This window comes from Mesorhizobium sp. B2-5-7 (assembly GCF_006440875.1).
GTDB lineage: Bacteria > Pseudomonadota > Alphaproteobacteria > Rhizobiales > Rhizobiaceae > Mesorhizobium > Mesorhizobium australicum.
This window is the reverse complement of record NZ_VFUO01000001.1, coordinates 118153-134055: the sequence shown is the minus strand read 5'-3', so window position 1 is coordinate 134055 and position 15903 is coordinate 118153. Positions and strand designations below refer to the sequence as shown.

Sequence of the window (15903 nt, the reverse complement as noted above, 5' to 3'; positions counted from 1 at the left end):
CCGGCGCGCCCCAAGAATCACTGATAGGAAACCAGCGTTGCACCATTTTCATGGCTGAAATCTGGCTTCACGCCAAGCATGGCCGCTGAACGCCTGATGATATTGCCGGCCATAACCCCAGCATTGTTGGCGGCGACGTCGGTCATCCCAGGCTTTTCCGGATGCGGGGCGTCGGCGATCGTGAACACCAGATATTGCGGATCGTCCATCGGGAAGGCGGCGACGAAGGTGTTGAAATTCAACTCCTTCGAGTAACGGCCGTTGATGACCTTCTCGGCCGTTCCGGTCTTGCCGCCGACGCGGTAGCCGGGAACGCGGGCGTTTCTGGCCGAACCCTTCTCGGCGTTGAGCGAATAGAGGTAGCGCATGCCCTCGACGGTCTTTTCGGTAACCACTTTCTTGGCCGCCGCCATCGCGTCCTCTTGGCTGCGGACCAGGAATGTCGGCTGCATCAGGAAGCCGCCATTGACCAGCGCCGCGCAGCCGACAGCCGCTTGCAGCGGCGTCGTCGACACGCCATGCCCGAAGGCGATGGTGAACGAATTGACCTGCTTCCAGACTTTCGGCTCGGTCGGGCGGGCGACTTCGGGCAGTTCGGTCTGCATCTTCTCCAGAATGCCGAGGCGATGCAGGAATTCGCGGTGCGCCTCGATGCCGACCAGCTCTGCCTCCCTGGCCGATCCGATGTTGGACGAATAGAGGAACACCTCCGGCAACGACAGCACACGGTTCTTGCCGTGGAAATCGTGAATGGCCTGGTGGCCGACGCGGATTGGATGCGAAGCGTCGAAGCGGCTCGACATCGTCGCCTTGCCGGAATCGAGCGCCATGGCCGAGGTGAAGCTCTTGAACGTCGAGCCCATCTCATAGAGCCCCGCCGACATCCGGTTGAGCCGGTCTTTGTCCTGCGCATTGTAGGGATTGTTCGGATCGAAATCCGGCACCGAGGCCATGGCCACCACTTCGCCGGTCTTGACGTTGAGCACGACCGCGCCTGCGCCCATGGCGCGATAGCGTTCCAGGCCGGCGGCGATCTCGTCGCGCACCACATGCTGGACGCGCAGGTCGATCGAAAGCTTCACCGGCCTGAGATCCTTCGCCACCGCCAGGCCCGACGCCTGCAGGTCGCTCAGGCCCTGCTCATCGATATATTTCTCCATGCCGGAAATGCCTTGGTTGTCGATGTTGGTCAGGCCGACAACGTAGGACGAGGTTTCGCCGCTTGGATAGAAACGGCGCTTTTCGGTGCGGAAGCCAAAACCGGGAATGCCGAGCTGCATGATGTCGGCCTGCTGCTTGGGCGTCAGCTGCCGCTGCAGCCAGACGAAGCCGGCGCCGCTCTTCAGCTTGTGATAGGTCTGCTCGTAGTCGATTTCGGGCAGCACCGTCGACAGCTTCTCGATCGCCTCGTCGGCATCGACGATGCGGCGCGGCTCGGCGAACAGCGACGCCGTCTTGATGTCGGTGGCCAGCACTTCGCCGTTGCGGTCGACAATGTCGGGCCGCGAGGCGGTCACCCGGCTCTGCGGCCCGCCCGACAGGTCGGGTGTCTGGAAACCGAGATAGACCAGCCGCCCGGATATGGTCGAGAAGATGCCGAAGAACACGGCCATCGTCATCACGATGCGCGCCTTGCCCTTGCCGCCTGTCGCCTTGCGGGCGCCTTCGACCACGATCGATCTGTCCTCGCCCGTCCTGGCGCGCCTCACCGACGCGAAGCGCTTCAGCAGTTTGCCGATCATTGGGCGATGTCTCCGGTCACGACGGGATCCTTGTCGCCTGAAGGCGCCTTATCGGAATTGTCGGCCATCGCGCCCTGGCGCCCGTTCAGGATGTCCTGGATATCGAGGGCCTTGGCCGGCAGGTCGCCCAGGCCCACGATCTGGCGGGCACTGACCGGCTCCAGCGCGAGCTGCGACTTATAGAGTTCGGCCAGCTTCTGCAGGCGCGACGGCTGGGTGAGCAGGCTCCAGTCGGCCTTGAGCAGGTCGATCGTGTCCTCCTCGTAACGGATCTCGGCATGGATCTTCTGCACGGCCGTCAACTGGTCCTCGGCCTCGCGCTTGGCCTTGTAGGTCAGGGCGGCCGCCGAAACCATGACGGCGATCAGGACAATGTCGCTGGTACGAAACACGTGCTTACCTCTCCCCCGGCCGGTCGATGCCGGGAAGTTTTGGAAGGCCGAAAATCGAAAAATCGTCGCCGCGCGCCGGAGCCTCGGTGCGGATCGCGGCACGCAACCTGGCCGAGCGGGCGCGTGGGTTGGCCGCAACCTCGGCATCGCCTGCGGTCACCCCGCCACCAGCCTTGCGGAATGTCGCGGTGCGCGCCTGCGCCTCCGGCATGTGGCGCGAGCCGGTCATGGTGTCGGCGCGGTCGGCGATGAAGCGCTTGACGATGCGGTCTTCCAGCGAATGGAACGTCACCACGGCGAGCCGTCCACCAGGCTTCAGCGCGCGTTCGGCCGCGAACAGCGCCCTGGCCAGTTCCCCGAGCTCGTCATTGACGAAGATGCGCAGCGCCTGGAAGACGCGGGTCGCCGGATGGATCTTGTCCTTCGGCGCGCGTCCAATATGGGTTTCGATCGCATCGGCGAGTTCGAGCGTGCGCTCGAATGGGCGTTTTTCCCGGCGCGCCTCGATCATGCGCGCGATGCGGCCGGCGTGACGCTCTTCGCCGAGGAAGCCGAAGATGCGGGCAAGGTCGCCCGGCTTGAAACTGTTGACGACATCGGCAGCACTCAGGCCCGCCTGCGCCATCCGCATGTCGAGCGGTCCGTCGTTGCGGAAGGAAAAGCCGCGCTCGGCCTGGTCGAGCTGCATGGAGGAAACGCCGATGTCGAGCACGACGCCGTCGACGCTTTCGACGTGTTCGTCGAGCGTCGAGAACGGCGCCTGCACCAGCTTCAGCCGGCCGCCGGATTGCGCCTCGATGTCGCGGCCGGCCGCGATGGCATCCGGATCGCGATCGATGGCGACAACGGACGCGCCGGTCGCCAGTATCGCCTTGGTATAGCCGCCGGCGCCGAACGTGCCGTCGATGACGATGTCGCCCTCCGCCGGCGCCAGCGCTTCCAGCACTTCGCCAAGGAGGACCGGAATGTGGCGGACCGATCCGCCAACGGCGTTGATATCATCGCCGTGGCCCACCGTCATTCCGGTCGCTCCCCAGCCTTGGCCTCGTGAGTCTTCGTGCCCTGCCGAAGCTGCAAAAGCCTGGCCCGCGCCTGCGCGCCGTAGGTCGCAAGCCGTCCCGGCTCCCAGATCTGAAAGAAATTGCCGCGCCCGACAAAGGCCACCTCCGCGGAAATGCCGGCATGTTCGCGAATGAAATCGGTCATGGTGATGCGGCCGTCCTGGTCGAGTTTCAGGAACGCTCCGTCGCCATGGCAGAAGAACGACATGTCGTCCGCAGCCTGCAGGAACGGGTCTTCCCGCGCGATGCGTTGCTCGTAGCGATCGAGCAGATCGAGCCCGCCGACATCCATCGCCGGCAGATCCAGGCACCGCAGTGCATAGAGTTCCGAATAGCCGCGCTTCTGCACCACGGCACGGAAATGCGCCGGAACGGACACCCGCCCCTTCGCATCGATCCTGCTCACCGTGTTCGACAGAAACCGGTCCATCACACGTTGCAGCCGCCTGCGCGGCCGCACCCCTCTTCATCGTGTCGCACGCGCCACCGCAGCGCTGCGCCCGCCCCGCACCAACCTCGTCCACAGGGGCAAAAAACGGCAAACGCGCAGCCGCCGCGGCTGCCCGATTGGCGTACGCTTTACCCTGACGCGGAACGAAGGCTTTGATGTCGAAATGGGATACCATGGGGCACTATGGGCGTCAACGGGAATAGGGCTTCACAAACATGCGCATCACGGCGACGAGAAGGCTTTGACGGCACGTCTCGTCTTTATGGTCTATTAAGCCTAACGAACCGTTTAGAGCCTCGCTGGTCCAACTGGAGGCGCCTTGCCGCGAGCCGCGGCCGGGCATAGCGTCTCCCCCATCTCACTGATCGCCAAGGGATTTGAAACTCGATGTCTGAAACTGCCAAATCGCGCGCTGCGGCCCTTCCCCATTTGCGTCGCAGCGGGTTTGCCATGGGCGATTCCATTCCCCTGCCACTGACCATGGCCGCCATCTTCCATGCACCGGGCGATGCCACCGGCTTTAACCAGTACGGCCGTTTCAGCAACCCGACCTGGGATGCCGTCGAACACATGTTGTCCCATTTGGAAGACGCGCCCTGCGTCGGTTTTCCCTCGGGTATGGCAGCGATCTCGGCGGCATTCTTTGCCGTGCTCAAGGCCGGCGACCATGTCCTGCTGCCTTCGGACGGTTATCACACCACCAGGGCGCTGGCTGATCGCTTCCTGAAACCGCTCGGCGTCTCCTACGATGTCCGGCCGACATCGACTTTCCTCGACGGCGGTTTTGCGGGCTATCGCCTGGCCTTCGTCGAAACGCCGGCCAATCCGGGGCTGGACATCTGCGATATCGCCGCTGTCGCCGAAGCCGTCCACAAGGCCGGCGCGCTGCTGGTGGTCGACAACACGACGATGACGCCCTTCGGCCAGCGTCCTCTCGATCACGGCGCCGATATCGTTGTCGCCGCCGACACCAAGGCACCCAATGGCCATTCCGACGTGCTGTTCGGACATGTTGCCAGCCGCAATGCGGATATCATCGCCGCCGTGACCGGCTGGCGCGAGGTCTCGGGCAGCATCCCCGGGCCGTTCGAAGCCTGGCTGGTGCATCGCGGCCTGGAAACATTGGATGTGCGCTTCGACCGCATGTGTTCGTCGGCGGAAGTGATCGCGCGGCGCCTGCAAGGCCATCGGGCGATCAACGGCTTGCGCTATCCCGGCCTGGAAGGCGATCCCTCGCACAATCTTGCGCGCGCCCAGATGGAGCGCTTCGGCTTCCTCATCTCCTTCGAACTCGCTTCCGAGCAGAAAGCCGAGGATTTCATCAACAATTGCGACCTGATGCAGGCCGCAACCTCCTTCGGCGGCGTCCACACCTCGGCCGAGCGGCGCTTGAAGCGAGGCGACGCGGTTCCGGCTGGCTTCGTTCGCCTATCGGTCGGTTGTGAGCCCGTGGAAGAACTCTGGAAGGCAATCGAGGCCTCGCTGGACAGGATCAGCGACTGACAAATCGACCACGAGCGGGTCAGCGTCTGATGGAATCGCCGAACCGCCCTAACTCTTTGTTTTACGCAATTACGCAATTCCGCAAGGGAAAGCGCTAGCGCTTCTCCTGGATTGCTTAGGAGCCGAGGTCATTGGCTTCGATGTTGCGCCGACCATGCAGCACGCGAAGAACTTCGATCGCATCACCGCCGACCCGGTACAAGGTGAGATATTCGCCGACAATCAGATGGCGATACCCGGCGCAATGTCGTCGCGTGGCGCACCTGAGTAGGGATAAGTCGACAATTGCCGCCATCTTGCCGCTAAACGATCAAGCAACCGGTCCGCTGCTGCCTCGTTGTTGCCCGCAATATGAAGCCAGATCGCAATCAAATCCTCTTCCGCACGAGCGCTGCGGTCGATTGGCAGCAACTTCATGCCGCGTCGTCAGATCGCAGACGCCTGCGGGCCTCCGCCTTGATTTCGTCCATCGAGGCAAACCGACCAGGCCCGCTGTCGATCCCCTCCTGCACCAGCTTGCGCAGTTCCTCAACCGTGTAGCCCATCAGGTCGCGGCGGTCCTTCCATTGCCTCAACGCATCGCGGATCACCTCGCTCGCCGAGGCGTATTCTCCAGCCGCGACCACATCGTCGACCGCCTGAGCCAATTCCGGCGAAAGCGTGATGCTGCGTTTGTCGACCTGACCCATGATAGGCTCCTGATGATGAGCCGTGACGGTACGATTTAATCGCACCAATTTCAAGAAAGTCGGCGGATATCTCTGTCTTGTGGCGGGGCAAATCAGCGCCGTGCCCTTGAATCAGAAGGTTGCGCCCATGGGCGCAACCTTCTGGTACCAAAGGTTAATCCCAGATGTCGTGGAGAGAAACTGCCAGCTGGCCTGTAAGCCGGGTTTTGTATGGCCCTCGCCCCTTGCGAGGCGAGAACGTGGCGGCCATTCATCTTGGGCGCATGTTGCCATGCGCCTCACGCAACCTACCCGGACGGTGGGCCGGAAACAGCCCTCGAGGGTTTCCCCTCGCACCGCCCCTATTCGGTCTTGCTCCCGGTGGGGTTTACCGTGCCGCTCCTGTTGCCAGTCGCGCGGTGGGCTCTTACCCCACCCTTTCACCCTTACCCCGACTAAATCGTGGCGGTTTGCTTTCTGTGGCACTTTCCCTGGGGTCGCCCCCGCCGGCCATTAACCGGCACCGTGTTTCCATGGAGCCCGGACTTTCCTCACCCGCGGCCTTTCGGCGTTTGCGGGTGCGGCCGCCCGGCCAGCTGGCAGGGCGTATAAAGGGGTTCACACCGCAAAACGCAACCGAAAAAGCCGTCGTGCCCGGTTCTTGTCAAGCCGGTGCGCCGACGGCCGCCAACTGGACCTTGACCTTGCTGCAATAGGCCGCCGAAACCGGGTTCATGCGGGTGGCGCCATGGCCGGCATTGTATTTCAGGATGGTGCCGCAGGTCGTGCCGCCGCCGAGGTCGCGCGCCATGGCGAGGTACTTCATGCCGTATTTGATGTTGGTGTCGGGATCGAACAGGCCCTTGGCCGACCCGCTGTAACCCATCATGCGCGCGGTTGCCGGCTTGATCTGCATCAGTCCGATCTCGCCGGCGCCGCCGACCATATTCGGCCGGTAGTTGCTTTCGATCTTGATCACGGCCTGGGCCAGCGACACCGGAACCCCGTAGGTCGCCGCGTAGCGGCCGACAATCGCGGAATACTGGCCACCGCTCGTCACCGCCGCGGTCGCCGCAGCGACGTTGCCGAGACCGATCGATGCTGTCGTCGTCATGTCCACGGTTTTGCGGCCGCGCTTTGTCTGCCTCTTGGCGGAGGATTTCCCTGCCCCGGTCTTACTTGCCTTGGTCCCACTTGCCTTGGCCCAGCTTGCCTTTTCCACTTTCGCGGAAACCTGCTTCGTCGTCTTGTTGCTTTTGGCCGAAATGGCCTTGCCTTTGGCGGATGCCGCGACGAGGCCCTGGTCGGCCCGTGGACTTAACGGCGCGGCGTCGGCCGCACTGAAGGCAAAACTCATTACCCCGGCAGCAAGAGCTGCCGTTAAAACGGTCAATTTCTGCATGTGATCCTGTTCTGTTGGGGCCACGCGAAGATCTTCGCGTGGCATCGCTTGATCAATATCGGAACACCCGGGGGGATGGACGTCCGACAAACTGTACGAAACGCCCTTTGAAGTCCGATTTGGCGCCAATGAAGGCGAGGCAAGTCACTTTCAGTGACAGTTTGTAACTTTATGACCAGCGAGGATTACTTGGACCCGCTCTTGACCTGAGGTCAATTCCTCGCGGAAGCAAGCAGTTTCTGCAGCGTGCGCATCGTCGAGCCGTCGGCGATTCCGTCGATCCGGCGCGGTCGAAAATGCCGTTGAAAGGCCTCAACGACAATTCGTGTCCGGTCGTCGAAAATGCCCGATATCTCGACGCCATAGCCATAAAGCGACAGCATCGACTGCAGCGTCTCCACATCGGCACCGCGGTCACCGGACTTCAGCGCGGCTCCGCGCCTGACGGGAGCGGCCGGCACGAGATGACCGACACCGGCCTTAAACAGCGCGGCCCATGGGAACTTCTCGCCGGGATCGATCTTGCGCCCCGGCGCCACGTCGGAGTGCGCCAACACCCGCTGGGGGGTGATCGCGTGCCGCGTGACAATCCCCTTGCACAGCTCGATGACCGCCGTGATCTGACGTTTCGGAAAGCCGGGATAGCCCAGTGAATGGCCGGGATTGACGATTTCGATGCCGATCGAGCAGGAATTGATGTCGGTGCGTCCGAACCAGGAACTCTGGCCGGCGTGCCACGCGCGATCGCTTTCCCGCACCATCTGCACGACGTGACCATTCTCATGGACGAGATAATGCGACGAGACTTCACTCGCCGGATCGCACAGCCAGGCTTCGGCCGCGGCCCCGGTAGCCATGCCCGTGTAGTGCAGCACAATCATCTCGGGCTTCTGCGCGTCGCGCCTTGGCCCGAAATTCGGCGATACCCTGACCTCGGCGCTTGGCTCGTCGGGCAGGAAGCCGCTCATGCGTGCCGCAGACCCCGCTCGATCATCTCGTAGGCGGCGTTGATCGCCGCGACCCTGGTCGTCGCGATCTTGATGAATTCCTGCGGCAGCCCGCGCGCGATCAGCCGATCCGGGTGGTTGTCCGACACCAGCTTGCGATAGCGTTTCCTGACCTCCTCGAACGGCTTGCCCCGCTCGATGCCGAGGACGACATAGGGGTCGCCGGCACCAAGATTGACGTGCCGCGCCATGATCGATTCGTAATGCGTCTCGTCAATACGGAAGATCTCGGCGATACGGTGCAGGAAGATGCCTTCGCGCTCATGCACCAACCCATCGGCCTTGGCGATGTGGAACAGGCCATCGAGTATGTCTTCCAACATCACGCAATTGGAGTGCCCGGAGCCGCAGAGCTGCGCCATGCGCTCGGCATAGGTCTCGAAACCGGCCACATCCCGCTGGGCCAGATCGAACAGCCGCGCGACGTTGCGCGTCTCCTTCGGCGGCACTTCGAAAATTTCCTGGAAGGCGCGCACCTCATCCTGGGTGACGATACCGTCGGCCTTGGCCATCTTGGCCGACAGCGCGATCATCGCCACCGAGAAGGCGACGCGGCGGCGCAGGTCGGCATCGCCGGAGAAAACCGTGCGCACAGCTTCAACCACGTCGGCGACGCCTGACGTGGTTGAAGACGAAACCCGCGTGATGAAGTCGCCGAGGCGGTCCCAAATCGACATGGCCAGCTTCATAGAGCCAACCGGTCCCCGCTATCAAGCCAATAACGGCCACTCTCTATCGGGTCCGTGGCCACCGACGATCCACGGTCCCGAGCGCGGTCTCCACGAGAAAGGCCGGCATGAAGCCGGCCTTCCTCCCAAGACACCTACTGCTTACAAACTACTGCGCGGGCGCAGGAGCGGGCGTTGCCGGAGCCGGCTCGGCAGGCTTGGTCGAATTATCGGCCGGGGCCGCAGGCTTCATCGGCTGCTCGGCAGCCGGCGGATTGGTGCTCTGCGTGGTGGTGTTGTCAGTGCCTGTGCCACTGTCGCTGCAGGCGGCAACGCCCAGCAGGGCCAGGGCGGACACCGAAGCAAGAATGAGCTTTTTCATTACGTCTCTCCTTCAACACACGTTCACGTTGCGGTGAACGGTCGAAGGAGAAATGCCCCGGACGGCCATGGGTTTCATAACGTTGCGTTTCCGCCTGTAACATCAATGGCATGCAGGCGACATTGCTGCCGGCGCTTGGGCGCTTTAACAACGATAACGAAAACGAATACCGGAGACAGCCGCATGACCGCGAAATGGGATTTCTGGATCGATCGCGGCGGCACCTTCACCGATATTATCGGCCGTGACCCGCAAGGCGGGCTGCATCCGCGCAAATTGCTGTCGGAGAATCCTGAGGCCTATGCCGATGCGGCCATTCAGGGCATCCGCGACCTGCTCGACCTTGAACCGGCCGCCGCGATCCCGTCCAGCCTGATCGGCGACATCAAGATGGGCACGACCGTGGCCACCAACGCCCTCCTGGAGCGCAAGGGCGACCGCGTGTTGTTGCTCATCACCAAGGGGTTTCGCGATGCGTTAGGGATTGCGTACCAGGCGCGACCGGACATCTTCGCCAAGGAGATCATCCTTCCCGAACAGCTCTATGAGCGCGTCATCGAGGTCGACGAGCGTGTGCTCGCCGACGGCCGCGTCGAACGGCTGCTCGACATATCAGCCTGCCGGCCGGCCATAGAACAAGCGAAAGCCGATGGCATCGATGCGGTGGCGATCGTCTTCATGCACGCCTGGAAATATCCCGATCACGAGAAGGCCGTGGCCAAGGTCTGCCGCAAGCTTGGTTTCGGACAGGTCTCGGTCAGCCACGAGGTCTCGCCGCTGATCAAGCTGGTCGGCCGCGGCGACACCGCGGTGGTCGACGCCTATCTGTCGCCGATCCTGTCGCGCTATGTGCAAAGGGTGGCGGGAGAACTGGGGGTGGCGGGAGAACCGGGTGCGGCGGGAAAAAACAACGAATCCCCTCGCCTGATGTTCATGATGTCTTCTGGCGGGCTCACCGCCGCCGACATGTTCCAGGGCAAGGACGCATTGCTGTCGGGCCCGGCCGGCGGCGTGGTCGGCATGGTCGAGACGGCGAAGCTCGCCGGTTTCGACAAGGTCATCGGCTTCGACATGGGCGGCACGTCCACCGACGTCGCCCACTATGACGGCGAGTATGAACGGGCCTTCGACACCGAAGTCGCCGGTGTGCGCGTCCGCGCGCCGATGATGCGCATCCACACGGTCGCCGCCGGCGGCGGCTCGATCCTGCACTACGAGGCCGGGCGTTTCCGCGTCGGACCGGACTCCGCGGGCGCCAATCCCGGCCCCGCCGCCTACCGGCGCGGCGGCCCGCTGGCGGTGACCGATGCCAATGTGATGCTCGGCAAGCTGCAGCCCGACTTCTTCCCGTCGATCTTCGGTTCCGGCCAGGACGCGCCGCTCGACGCGCAAACCGTACGTGCGAAATTCGCGGCACTTGCCGCTGAGATCGGCGATGGCCGGCCGCCCGAATCGGTCGCCGAGGGCTTCGTCACCATCGCGGTCGAGAACATGGCCAATGCGATCAAGAAGATTTCCGTGCAGCGCGGCTACGACGTCACTGAATACCTCCTGAACTGCTTCGGCGGCGCCGGCGGACAGCACGCGTGCCTGGTCGCGGACGCGCTTGGCATGGAGGCCGTGCTGATCCATCCCTTCTCCGGCCTGCTTTCGGCCTATGGCATCGGCTTGGCCTCCGTGTTCGCCTCGCGCCAGCAGGCGCTGCTCAAGCCGCTCGCCGAAGAGTCCAGAACGGAGATTGGCGGCCTCATCGCCATCTTGAAAAAGGCCGTGATCGCGGAACTGGCGGCGCAAGGCATCGCCGAGGACGTGATTGCCACCAGGCCGGTGCTGCACATTCGCTATGACGGCACCGACACGACGCTGCCGGTAAATTTTGAGAACGATTCGATTTTCCAGGCAAAGCGCGATTTCGAAATCGCCCACAAAGCGCAATTCGGTTTCGTCTATGACGACAAGCCGATGGTGGTCGAGACCGTCGGCGTCGAGGGCACCGAAACCGGCCAGACCAGCGCCGAGGCCCATGCGCCTGCCGGACCGGCAAGGGTCCATCCAGCCGCTTCCGAGACCCGGCGTATCTACACGGAAGGCCAGTGGCATGAAGCTGGCGTCTACCGTCGCGAGATCCTCGGACCGTCCAATATGGTCGCCGGCCCCGCCATGATCATCGAGCCGAACCAGACCATCGTCGTCGAGCCAGGCTGGCGGGCCGAAATCACCAACCTCAATCACGTCGTCATCCGTCGCACGGAAAAGAAAGCGCGCGCCGCTGCCCTGGGCACGCAAGCCGATCCGGTGATGCTCGAAGTCTTCAACAATCTCTTCATGTCGATCGCCGAGCAGATGGGCGTGACGCTGCAGAACACCGCCTATTCCGTCAACATCAAGGAAAGGCTGGATTTTTCCTGCGCCGTCTTCGACCACACCGGGGCGCTGGTCGCTAATGCGCCGCACATGCCGGTGCATCTCGGCTCCATGGACCGTTCGGTCGAAACCATCATCCGGCTGAACTCCGGCGACATCCACCCCGGCGACGTCTTTGCCTTGAATGCCCCCTATAATGGCGGCACGCATCTGCCCGACATCACCGTGGTGACGCCGGTGTTCGACGACATCAGGAAAAACATCCTCTTCTGGGCGGCCTCGCGCGGCCACCATGCCGACATTGGCGGCACCGCCCCGGGCTCGATGACGCCGCTCGCCACCACGGTCGACGAGGAAGGCGTTCTGTTCGACAATTTCCGCATCGTCGACGGCGGAAAATTCCGCGAGACGGAGTTGCATACGCTGCTCACCGATCATCGCTACCCCGCCCGCAACCCGCACCAGAACATCGCCGATCTCAAGGCACAGATTGCCGCCAACGAGAAGGGTGTCGCCGAACTGCGCAAGATGGTCTCCCATTTCGGACTTGATGTCGTCGAGGCCTATATGGGCCATGTCCAGGACAATGCCGCCGAGAGCGTGCGCCGGGTGCTGGAGCGGCTGCCGGACACGTCGGAATATGAATATCCGACCGATACCGGCCAGGTCATCAAGGTGAAGATCACGGTCGATCGCCAAAAGCGCGAGGCGACCGTTGACTTCACCGGCACGTCGCCTGTCATGAAGAACAATTTCAACGCCCCTGAGCCGGTGGCGCGCGCGGCCGTGCTCTACGCCTTCCGCGTCATGGTCGAGGACATGATCCCGATGAATGCCGGCTGCCTCAGGCCGATCAACATCGTCATTCCCGACGGCTGTATGCTGAAGCCCGCCTACCCTGCCGCCGTCGTCGCCGGCAATGTCGAGACCTCGCAGCACGTAACCAATGCGCTGTTCGGCGCCATGGGCGCGATGGCCAATGCGCAGGGCACGATGAACAACCTGACTTTCGGCAACAAGAAGTACCAATATTACGAGACCATCTGTTCCGGCTCGCCGGCCGGCCATATGAACTCCGGCCGCGGCTTTGCCGGCACCTCCGGCGTGCACACCCATATGACCAATTCGCGCCTAACCGATCCGGAGGTGCTTGAACTGCGCTTTCCCGTGGTGCTGGAGGATTTTCACATCCGCGAAGGCTCGGGCGGCAAGGGCAAATGGAACGCCGGCGACGGCACCAAACGCACCATCCGCTTCCTCGAGAAAATGGAATGCGCGATCCTGTCCTCGCACCGCAACCGCCCGCCACGGGGGCTGGATGGCGGCGGCGACGGCGAGGTCGGCTCGACCAAAGTCCGCCGCAACGACGGCACGGTCGACGTGCTGAAGGCCTGCGACCAGACCGTTCTCGACGCTGGCGAAGCCGTCATCGTGACGACGCCGACGCCGGGCGGGTTTGGCAAGCTGTAAGGGAGACGTCAACAGGCTGTCACCGGCCTGTCATGACCCTGGGTTACCCGCTTGCGGCAAAGCAAATGGGGAATCACTTTGCCATGACGGACGTCTCCTCGGATCTGGTTTTTCGCCGCGGCAAGGAAGTTGGAAAAGCCGTCTACCAGAACCGCGCGCTTTCGAAAGCTGGCATTTCCGAGCGGCTGTTCGCCTTCCTGTTTTCCGGCCTTGTCTATCCGCAGATCTGGGAAGATCCTGACGTCGACATGGACGCGATGCAACTTGGCCAGGGTCATCGCGTCGTCACCATCGCTTCCGGCGGCTGCAACATCCTGGCCTACCTTACCCGTTCGCCGGCACGGATCGACGCTGTCGACCTCAACGCCGCTCACATCGCGCTGAACCGCATGAAGCTTGAGGCAGTCCGCCATCTGCCTTCGCAGAGCGACCTGTTCCGCTTCTTCGGCGCCGCCGACACCAGCCACAATTCGGAAGCCTACGACCGTTTCATCGCGCCGCATCTCGACCCGGTCAGCCGCCACTATTGGGAACACCGCAACTGGCGCGGCCGCCGGCGTATTGGTGTCTTCGACCGCAATTTCTACCAGACCGGCCTGCTCGGCCTGTTCATCGCCATGGGCCACCGCACGGCGAAATTGTTCGGCGTCAACCCGGCCCGCATGATGGAAGCCAGGAATATCGGCGAACAGCGCCGCTTCTTCAATGAGGAGCTGGCGCCGGTCTTCGACAGGAAGCTTCTGAAATGGGCGACCTCGCGAAAAGCCTCGCTGTTCGGTCTCGGCATTCCGCCGGCGCAGTATGATTCGCTGATCACCTCCGGCGACGGCACCATGGCCAGCGTGCTTAAGGCCCGCTTGGAGAAGCTTGCCTGCGACTTCCCCTTGGAAAACAATTACTTCGCCTGGCAGGCCTTTGCTCGCCGCTACCCGGAACCAGGCGAGGCCGCCCTGCCCGCCTATCTGGAAAAGCACAATTACGAGACCATCCGCGGCAATGTCGACCGCGTCGCCATCCATCACGCCAACCTGATCGAATTCCTCGCCGGCAAGGATGCCGGCGCCGTCGACCGCTTCATCCTGCTCGACGCGCAGGACTGGATGACCGATGACCAGCTCAATGCGCTATGGTCCGAGGTCACCCGCACCGCCTCCACTGGGGCGCGCGTCATTTTCCGCACCGCTGCCGAGCCCAGCCTGCTGCCGGGCCGCGTTTCCACCTCGCTTCTCGACCAGTGGGATTACCAGAACGAGGCCTCGCGCGAATTCTCGGCCCGCGACCGCTCGGCCATCTATGGCGGCTTCCACCTCTATGTGAAGCGCGCCGCATGAGCACGACGGAGCTGCCGGCCAGCCACGCCGAACTGATGGACGGCGTCTACCGCTGGCAGCGCCACATCTACGACCTGACCCGCAAATACTACCTTCTCGGCCGCGACAAGCTGATATCGGGACTGAACGTGCCATCGGGCGGCACCGTGCTTGAACTCGGCTGCGGCACCGGCCGCAACATCATCCTCGCCGCCCGCGCCTATCCAGACGCGCGCTTCTTCGGCCTCGATATTTCGGCCGAAATGCTGGAGACGGCAGGCGCTGCGGTTGCCCGCGAAGGCCTCTCTGATCGCGTCATGCTGGCAAGGGGCGATGCCACGGATTTCAACGCGAAGGCGCTGTTTGGCCAAGGCAGCTTCGACCGCGTCTTCGTATCCTATTCGCTGTCGATGATCCCGGGCTGGGAGAAGACGGTATCGGCAGCACTTGCCGCGCTGGCCCCGATGGGCTCGCTGCACGTCGTCGATTTCGGCCAGCAGGAAGGTCTGCCAGGCTGGTTCCGCACCTTGCTACGCGGCTGGCTGAAAAAATTCCACGTCACGCCGCGTGAATCCCTGCGCGACGTTCTGGAATCGGAAGCCGAGCGAACCGGCGCAACCTTCCGTTTCCGCACGCTTTATCACGGTTATTCCTGGCTGGCTGTGATCAAGCTCGGCATCTGACATCGCAGACAAAACAGCCGTAGAACCCGGCGCGCTTTCGCCATCGGCGGCCCAACGCTCCAATTCCAAGGTCAATCCGGTGAACGCGATCAGCAGGGTTCGCCCTTCGCGATTGCAGAATGACCCAAAGGGTGGTACATCATCTCCATGCTGGAGATAGAAAGTGATCGTCGGGTTTCGGGACGGATGGCTGCGAGCCTTTTTCGTGGAAGACATCCATTCCCGCAACATTCCGTCCGATCTTGAAGGCCGGTTGTTCCGCAAGCTCCAGATGATCGATGACGCGACGACCGATCAGGATTTGCGCGTACCGCCGAGCAATCATTTCGAAAAGTTGCGTGGTAGTCTCGATGGCTTCCACTCAATCCGCGTCAACAACCAATGGCGGCTGATCTTTCGGTGGAATGGCGGCCGTGGTGAAGCGTCGGATGTCCATCTCGACGATCATAGCTACAGATGAGACGACACATGTTGATGACCACACGCAAGCCGGCAACGGTGGGTGAAATCCTCACGGAAGAATTTATGCAACCACTTGGCCTGACACAGGCTGCTTTGGCGGAAGCGATGGGGGTTCAGCGCAAGCATGTCAACGAATTGTGCAACGACCGCCGCAACGTGACGGCCGCGACCGCGCTCATTCTGGCGCGGGTCTTTGGCAACAGCCCGGATTTCTGGCTCAACGTGCAGCGCCGCAGCGATCTTTGGCAGGTCATGAATTCACCCGAGGAGCGGGCGCGGATTGATCGCGCCAAGCCTTTGGCGACCGCGGCCTAGAAGAAACTCTACAGCAACCGACT

Annotated in this window: 17 protein-coding genes and 1 other RNA gene; 6 read left to right on the top strand and 12 right to left on the bottom strand. The window is 62.8% G+C overall.

All coding sequences use genetic code 11. The annotated features are described in order from the left end of the window. Positions 1 to 17: 17 nt before the first annotated feature. Genes FJ543_RS00605 through mraZ form a run of 4 tightly spaced genes read right to left on the bottom strand, consistent with a single transcriptional unit; the run spans position 18 to position 3625 of the window. Positions 18 to 1742 carry a penicillin-binding protein 2 gene (locus FJ543_RS00605; protein WP_015317204.1) on the bottom strand — a complete coding sequence of 575 codons (1725 nt, stop codon included), beginning with the start codon at positions 1740 to 1742 and terminating at the stop codon, positions 18 to 20. Next, entirely contained in the window at positions 1739 to 2134 is a 396-nt protein-coding gene (locus tag FJ543_RS00600; RefSeq protein ID WP_140714575.1) for a hypothetical protein, read from the bottom strand. The genes FJ543_RS00605 and FJ543_RS00600 overlap by 4 nt, the downstream gene beginning before the upstream one ends. A 4-nt stretch (positions 2135 to 2138) precedes the next feature. Next, on the bottom strand, positions 2139 to 3155 hold the full coding sequence (rsmH, locus tag FJ543_RS00595) for a 16S rRNA (cytosine(1402)-N(4))-methyltransferase RsmH (RefSeq protein WP_140873330.1): 1017 nt from the start codon (positions 3153 to 3155) through the stop codon (positions 2139 to 2141). Further along, positions 3152 to 3625, bottom strand: a complete 474-nt coding sequence (mraZ, locus tag FJ543_RS00590; protein WP_140714571.1) for a division/cell wall cluster transcriptional repressor MraZ — start codon at positions 3623 to 3625, stop codon at positions 3152 to 3154. The genes rsmH and mraZ overlap by 4 nt, the downstream gene beginning before the upstream one ends. A 408-nt stretch (positions 3626 to 4033) precedes the next feature. Here mraZ and FJ543_RS00585 point away from each other — a divergent pair, with 408 nt between their 5' ends. After that, on the top strand, positions 4034 to 5149 hold the full coding sequence (locus FJ543_RS00585) for a cystathionine gamma-lyase (protein WP_140714569.1): 1116 nt from the start codon (positions 4034 to 4036) through the stop codon (positions 5147 to 5149). A gap of 115 nt (positions 5150 to 5264) precedes the next feature. Here FJ543_RS00585 and FJ543_RS32170 read toward each other — a convergent pair whose 3' ends face one another. The 8 genes from FJ543_RS32170 to FJ543_RS00550 form a co-directional block, all read right to left on the bottom strand. Beyond that, entirely contained in the window at positions 5265 to 5444 is a 180-nt protein-coding gene (locus FJ543_RS32170) for a type II toxin-antitoxin system RelE/ParE family toxin (protein WP_263484659.1), read from the bottom strand. Continuing rightward, positions 5372 to 5566, bottom strand: coding sequence for a type II toxin-antitoxin system RelE/ParE family toxin (locus tag FJ543_RS32165; RefSeq protein WP_263495617.1), 195 nt, complete (start codon positions 5564 to 5566; stop codon positions 5372 to 5374). Before FJ543_RS32165 ends, FJ543_RS32170 begins: the two co-directional genes overlap by 73 nt. Then, positions 5563 to 5838, bottom strand: a complete 276-nt coding sequence (locus FJ543_RS00575; RefSeq protein ID WP_140615618.1) for a type II toxin-antitoxin system ParD family antitoxin — start codon at positions 5836 to 5838, stop codon at positions 5563 to 5565. The genes FJ543_RS32165 and FJ543_RS00575 overlap by 4 nt, the downstream gene beginning before the upstream one ends. A gap of 179 nt (positions 5839 to 6017) precedes the next feature. Then, positions 6018 to 6417: RNase P RNA component class A (gene rnpB, locus FJ543_RS00570), an RNA gene on the bottom strand. A gap of 64 nt (positions 6418 to 6481) precedes the next feature. Further along, positions 6482 to 7219 carry a transglycosylase SLT domain-containing protein gene (locus tag FJ543_RS00565; RefSeq protein ID WP_140615616.1) on the bottom strand — a complete coding sequence of 246 codons (738 nt, stop codon included), beginning with the start codon at positions 7217 to 7219 and terminating at the stop codon, positions 6482 to 6484. Positions 7220 to 7431: 212 nt separating this feature from the next. Beyond that, on the bottom strand, positions 7432 to 8187 hold the full coding sequence (locus tag FJ543_RS00560; protein ID WP_140873328.1) for an N-acetylmuramoyl-L-alanine amidase: 756 nt from the start codon (positions 8185 to 8187) through the stop codon (positions 7432 to 7434). Beyond that, positions 8184 to 8903 (bottom strand): DnaJ family molecular chaperone, encoded by a 720-nt coding sequence (locus FJ543_RS00555; protein WP_041163805.1) that lies wholly within the window; start codon positions 8901 to 8903, stop codon positions 8184 to 8186. Before FJ543_RS00555 ends, FJ543_RS00560 begins: the two co-directional genes overlap by 4 nt. Positions 8904 to 9063: 160 nt before the next feature. After that, a complete protein-coding gene (locus FJ543_RS00550) occupies positions 9064 to 9276 on the bottom strand; it encodes a hypothetical protein (RefSeq protein WP_015317194.1) in 213 nt (70 codons plus the stop codon). A 183-nt stretch (positions 9277 to 9459) separates the two neighbouring features. Between FJ543_RS00550 and FJ543_RS00545 the strand changes: the two genes are divergently transcribed. From FJ543_RS00545 to FJ543_RS00525, 5 genes are all read left to right on the top strand, one after another. Next, positions 9460 to 13110, top strand: coding sequence for a hydantoinase B/oxoprolinase family protein (locus FJ543_RS00545; protein ID WP_140873326.1), 3651 nt, complete (start codon positions 9460 to 9462; stop codon positions 13108 to 13110). 32 nt (positions 13111 to 13142) lie between these two features. Continuing rightward, positions 13143 to 14441, top strand: coding sequence for a DUF3419 family protein (locus FJ543_RS00540; protein ID WP_140873324.1), 1299 nt, complete (start codon positions 13143 to 13145; stop codon positions 14439 to 14441). Continuing rightward, entirely contained in the window at positions 14438 to 15103 is a 666-nt protein-coding gene (locus FJ543_RS00535) for a class I SAM-dependent methyltransferase (protein ID WP_140873322.1), read from the top strand. Before FJ543_RS00540 ends, FJ543_RS00535 begins: the two co-directional genes overlap by 4 nt. Before the next feature lie 163 nt (positions 15104 to 15266). Then, positions 15267 to 15563, top strand: coding sequence for a type II toxin-antitoxin system RelE/ParE family toxin (locus tag FJ543_RS00530; protein ID WP_140873320.1), 297 nt, complete (start codon positions 15267 to 15269; stop codon positions 15561 to 15563). A gap of 8 nt (positions 15564 to 15571) precedes the next feature. Further along, positions 15572 to 15880, top strand: a complete 309-nt coding sequence (locus FJ543_RS00525; RefSeq protein WP_015317189.1) for a HigA family addiction module antitoxin — start codon at positions 15572 to 15574, stop codon at positions 15878 to 15880. The last annotated feature ends 23 nt before the right edge of the window (positions 15881 to 15903 follow it).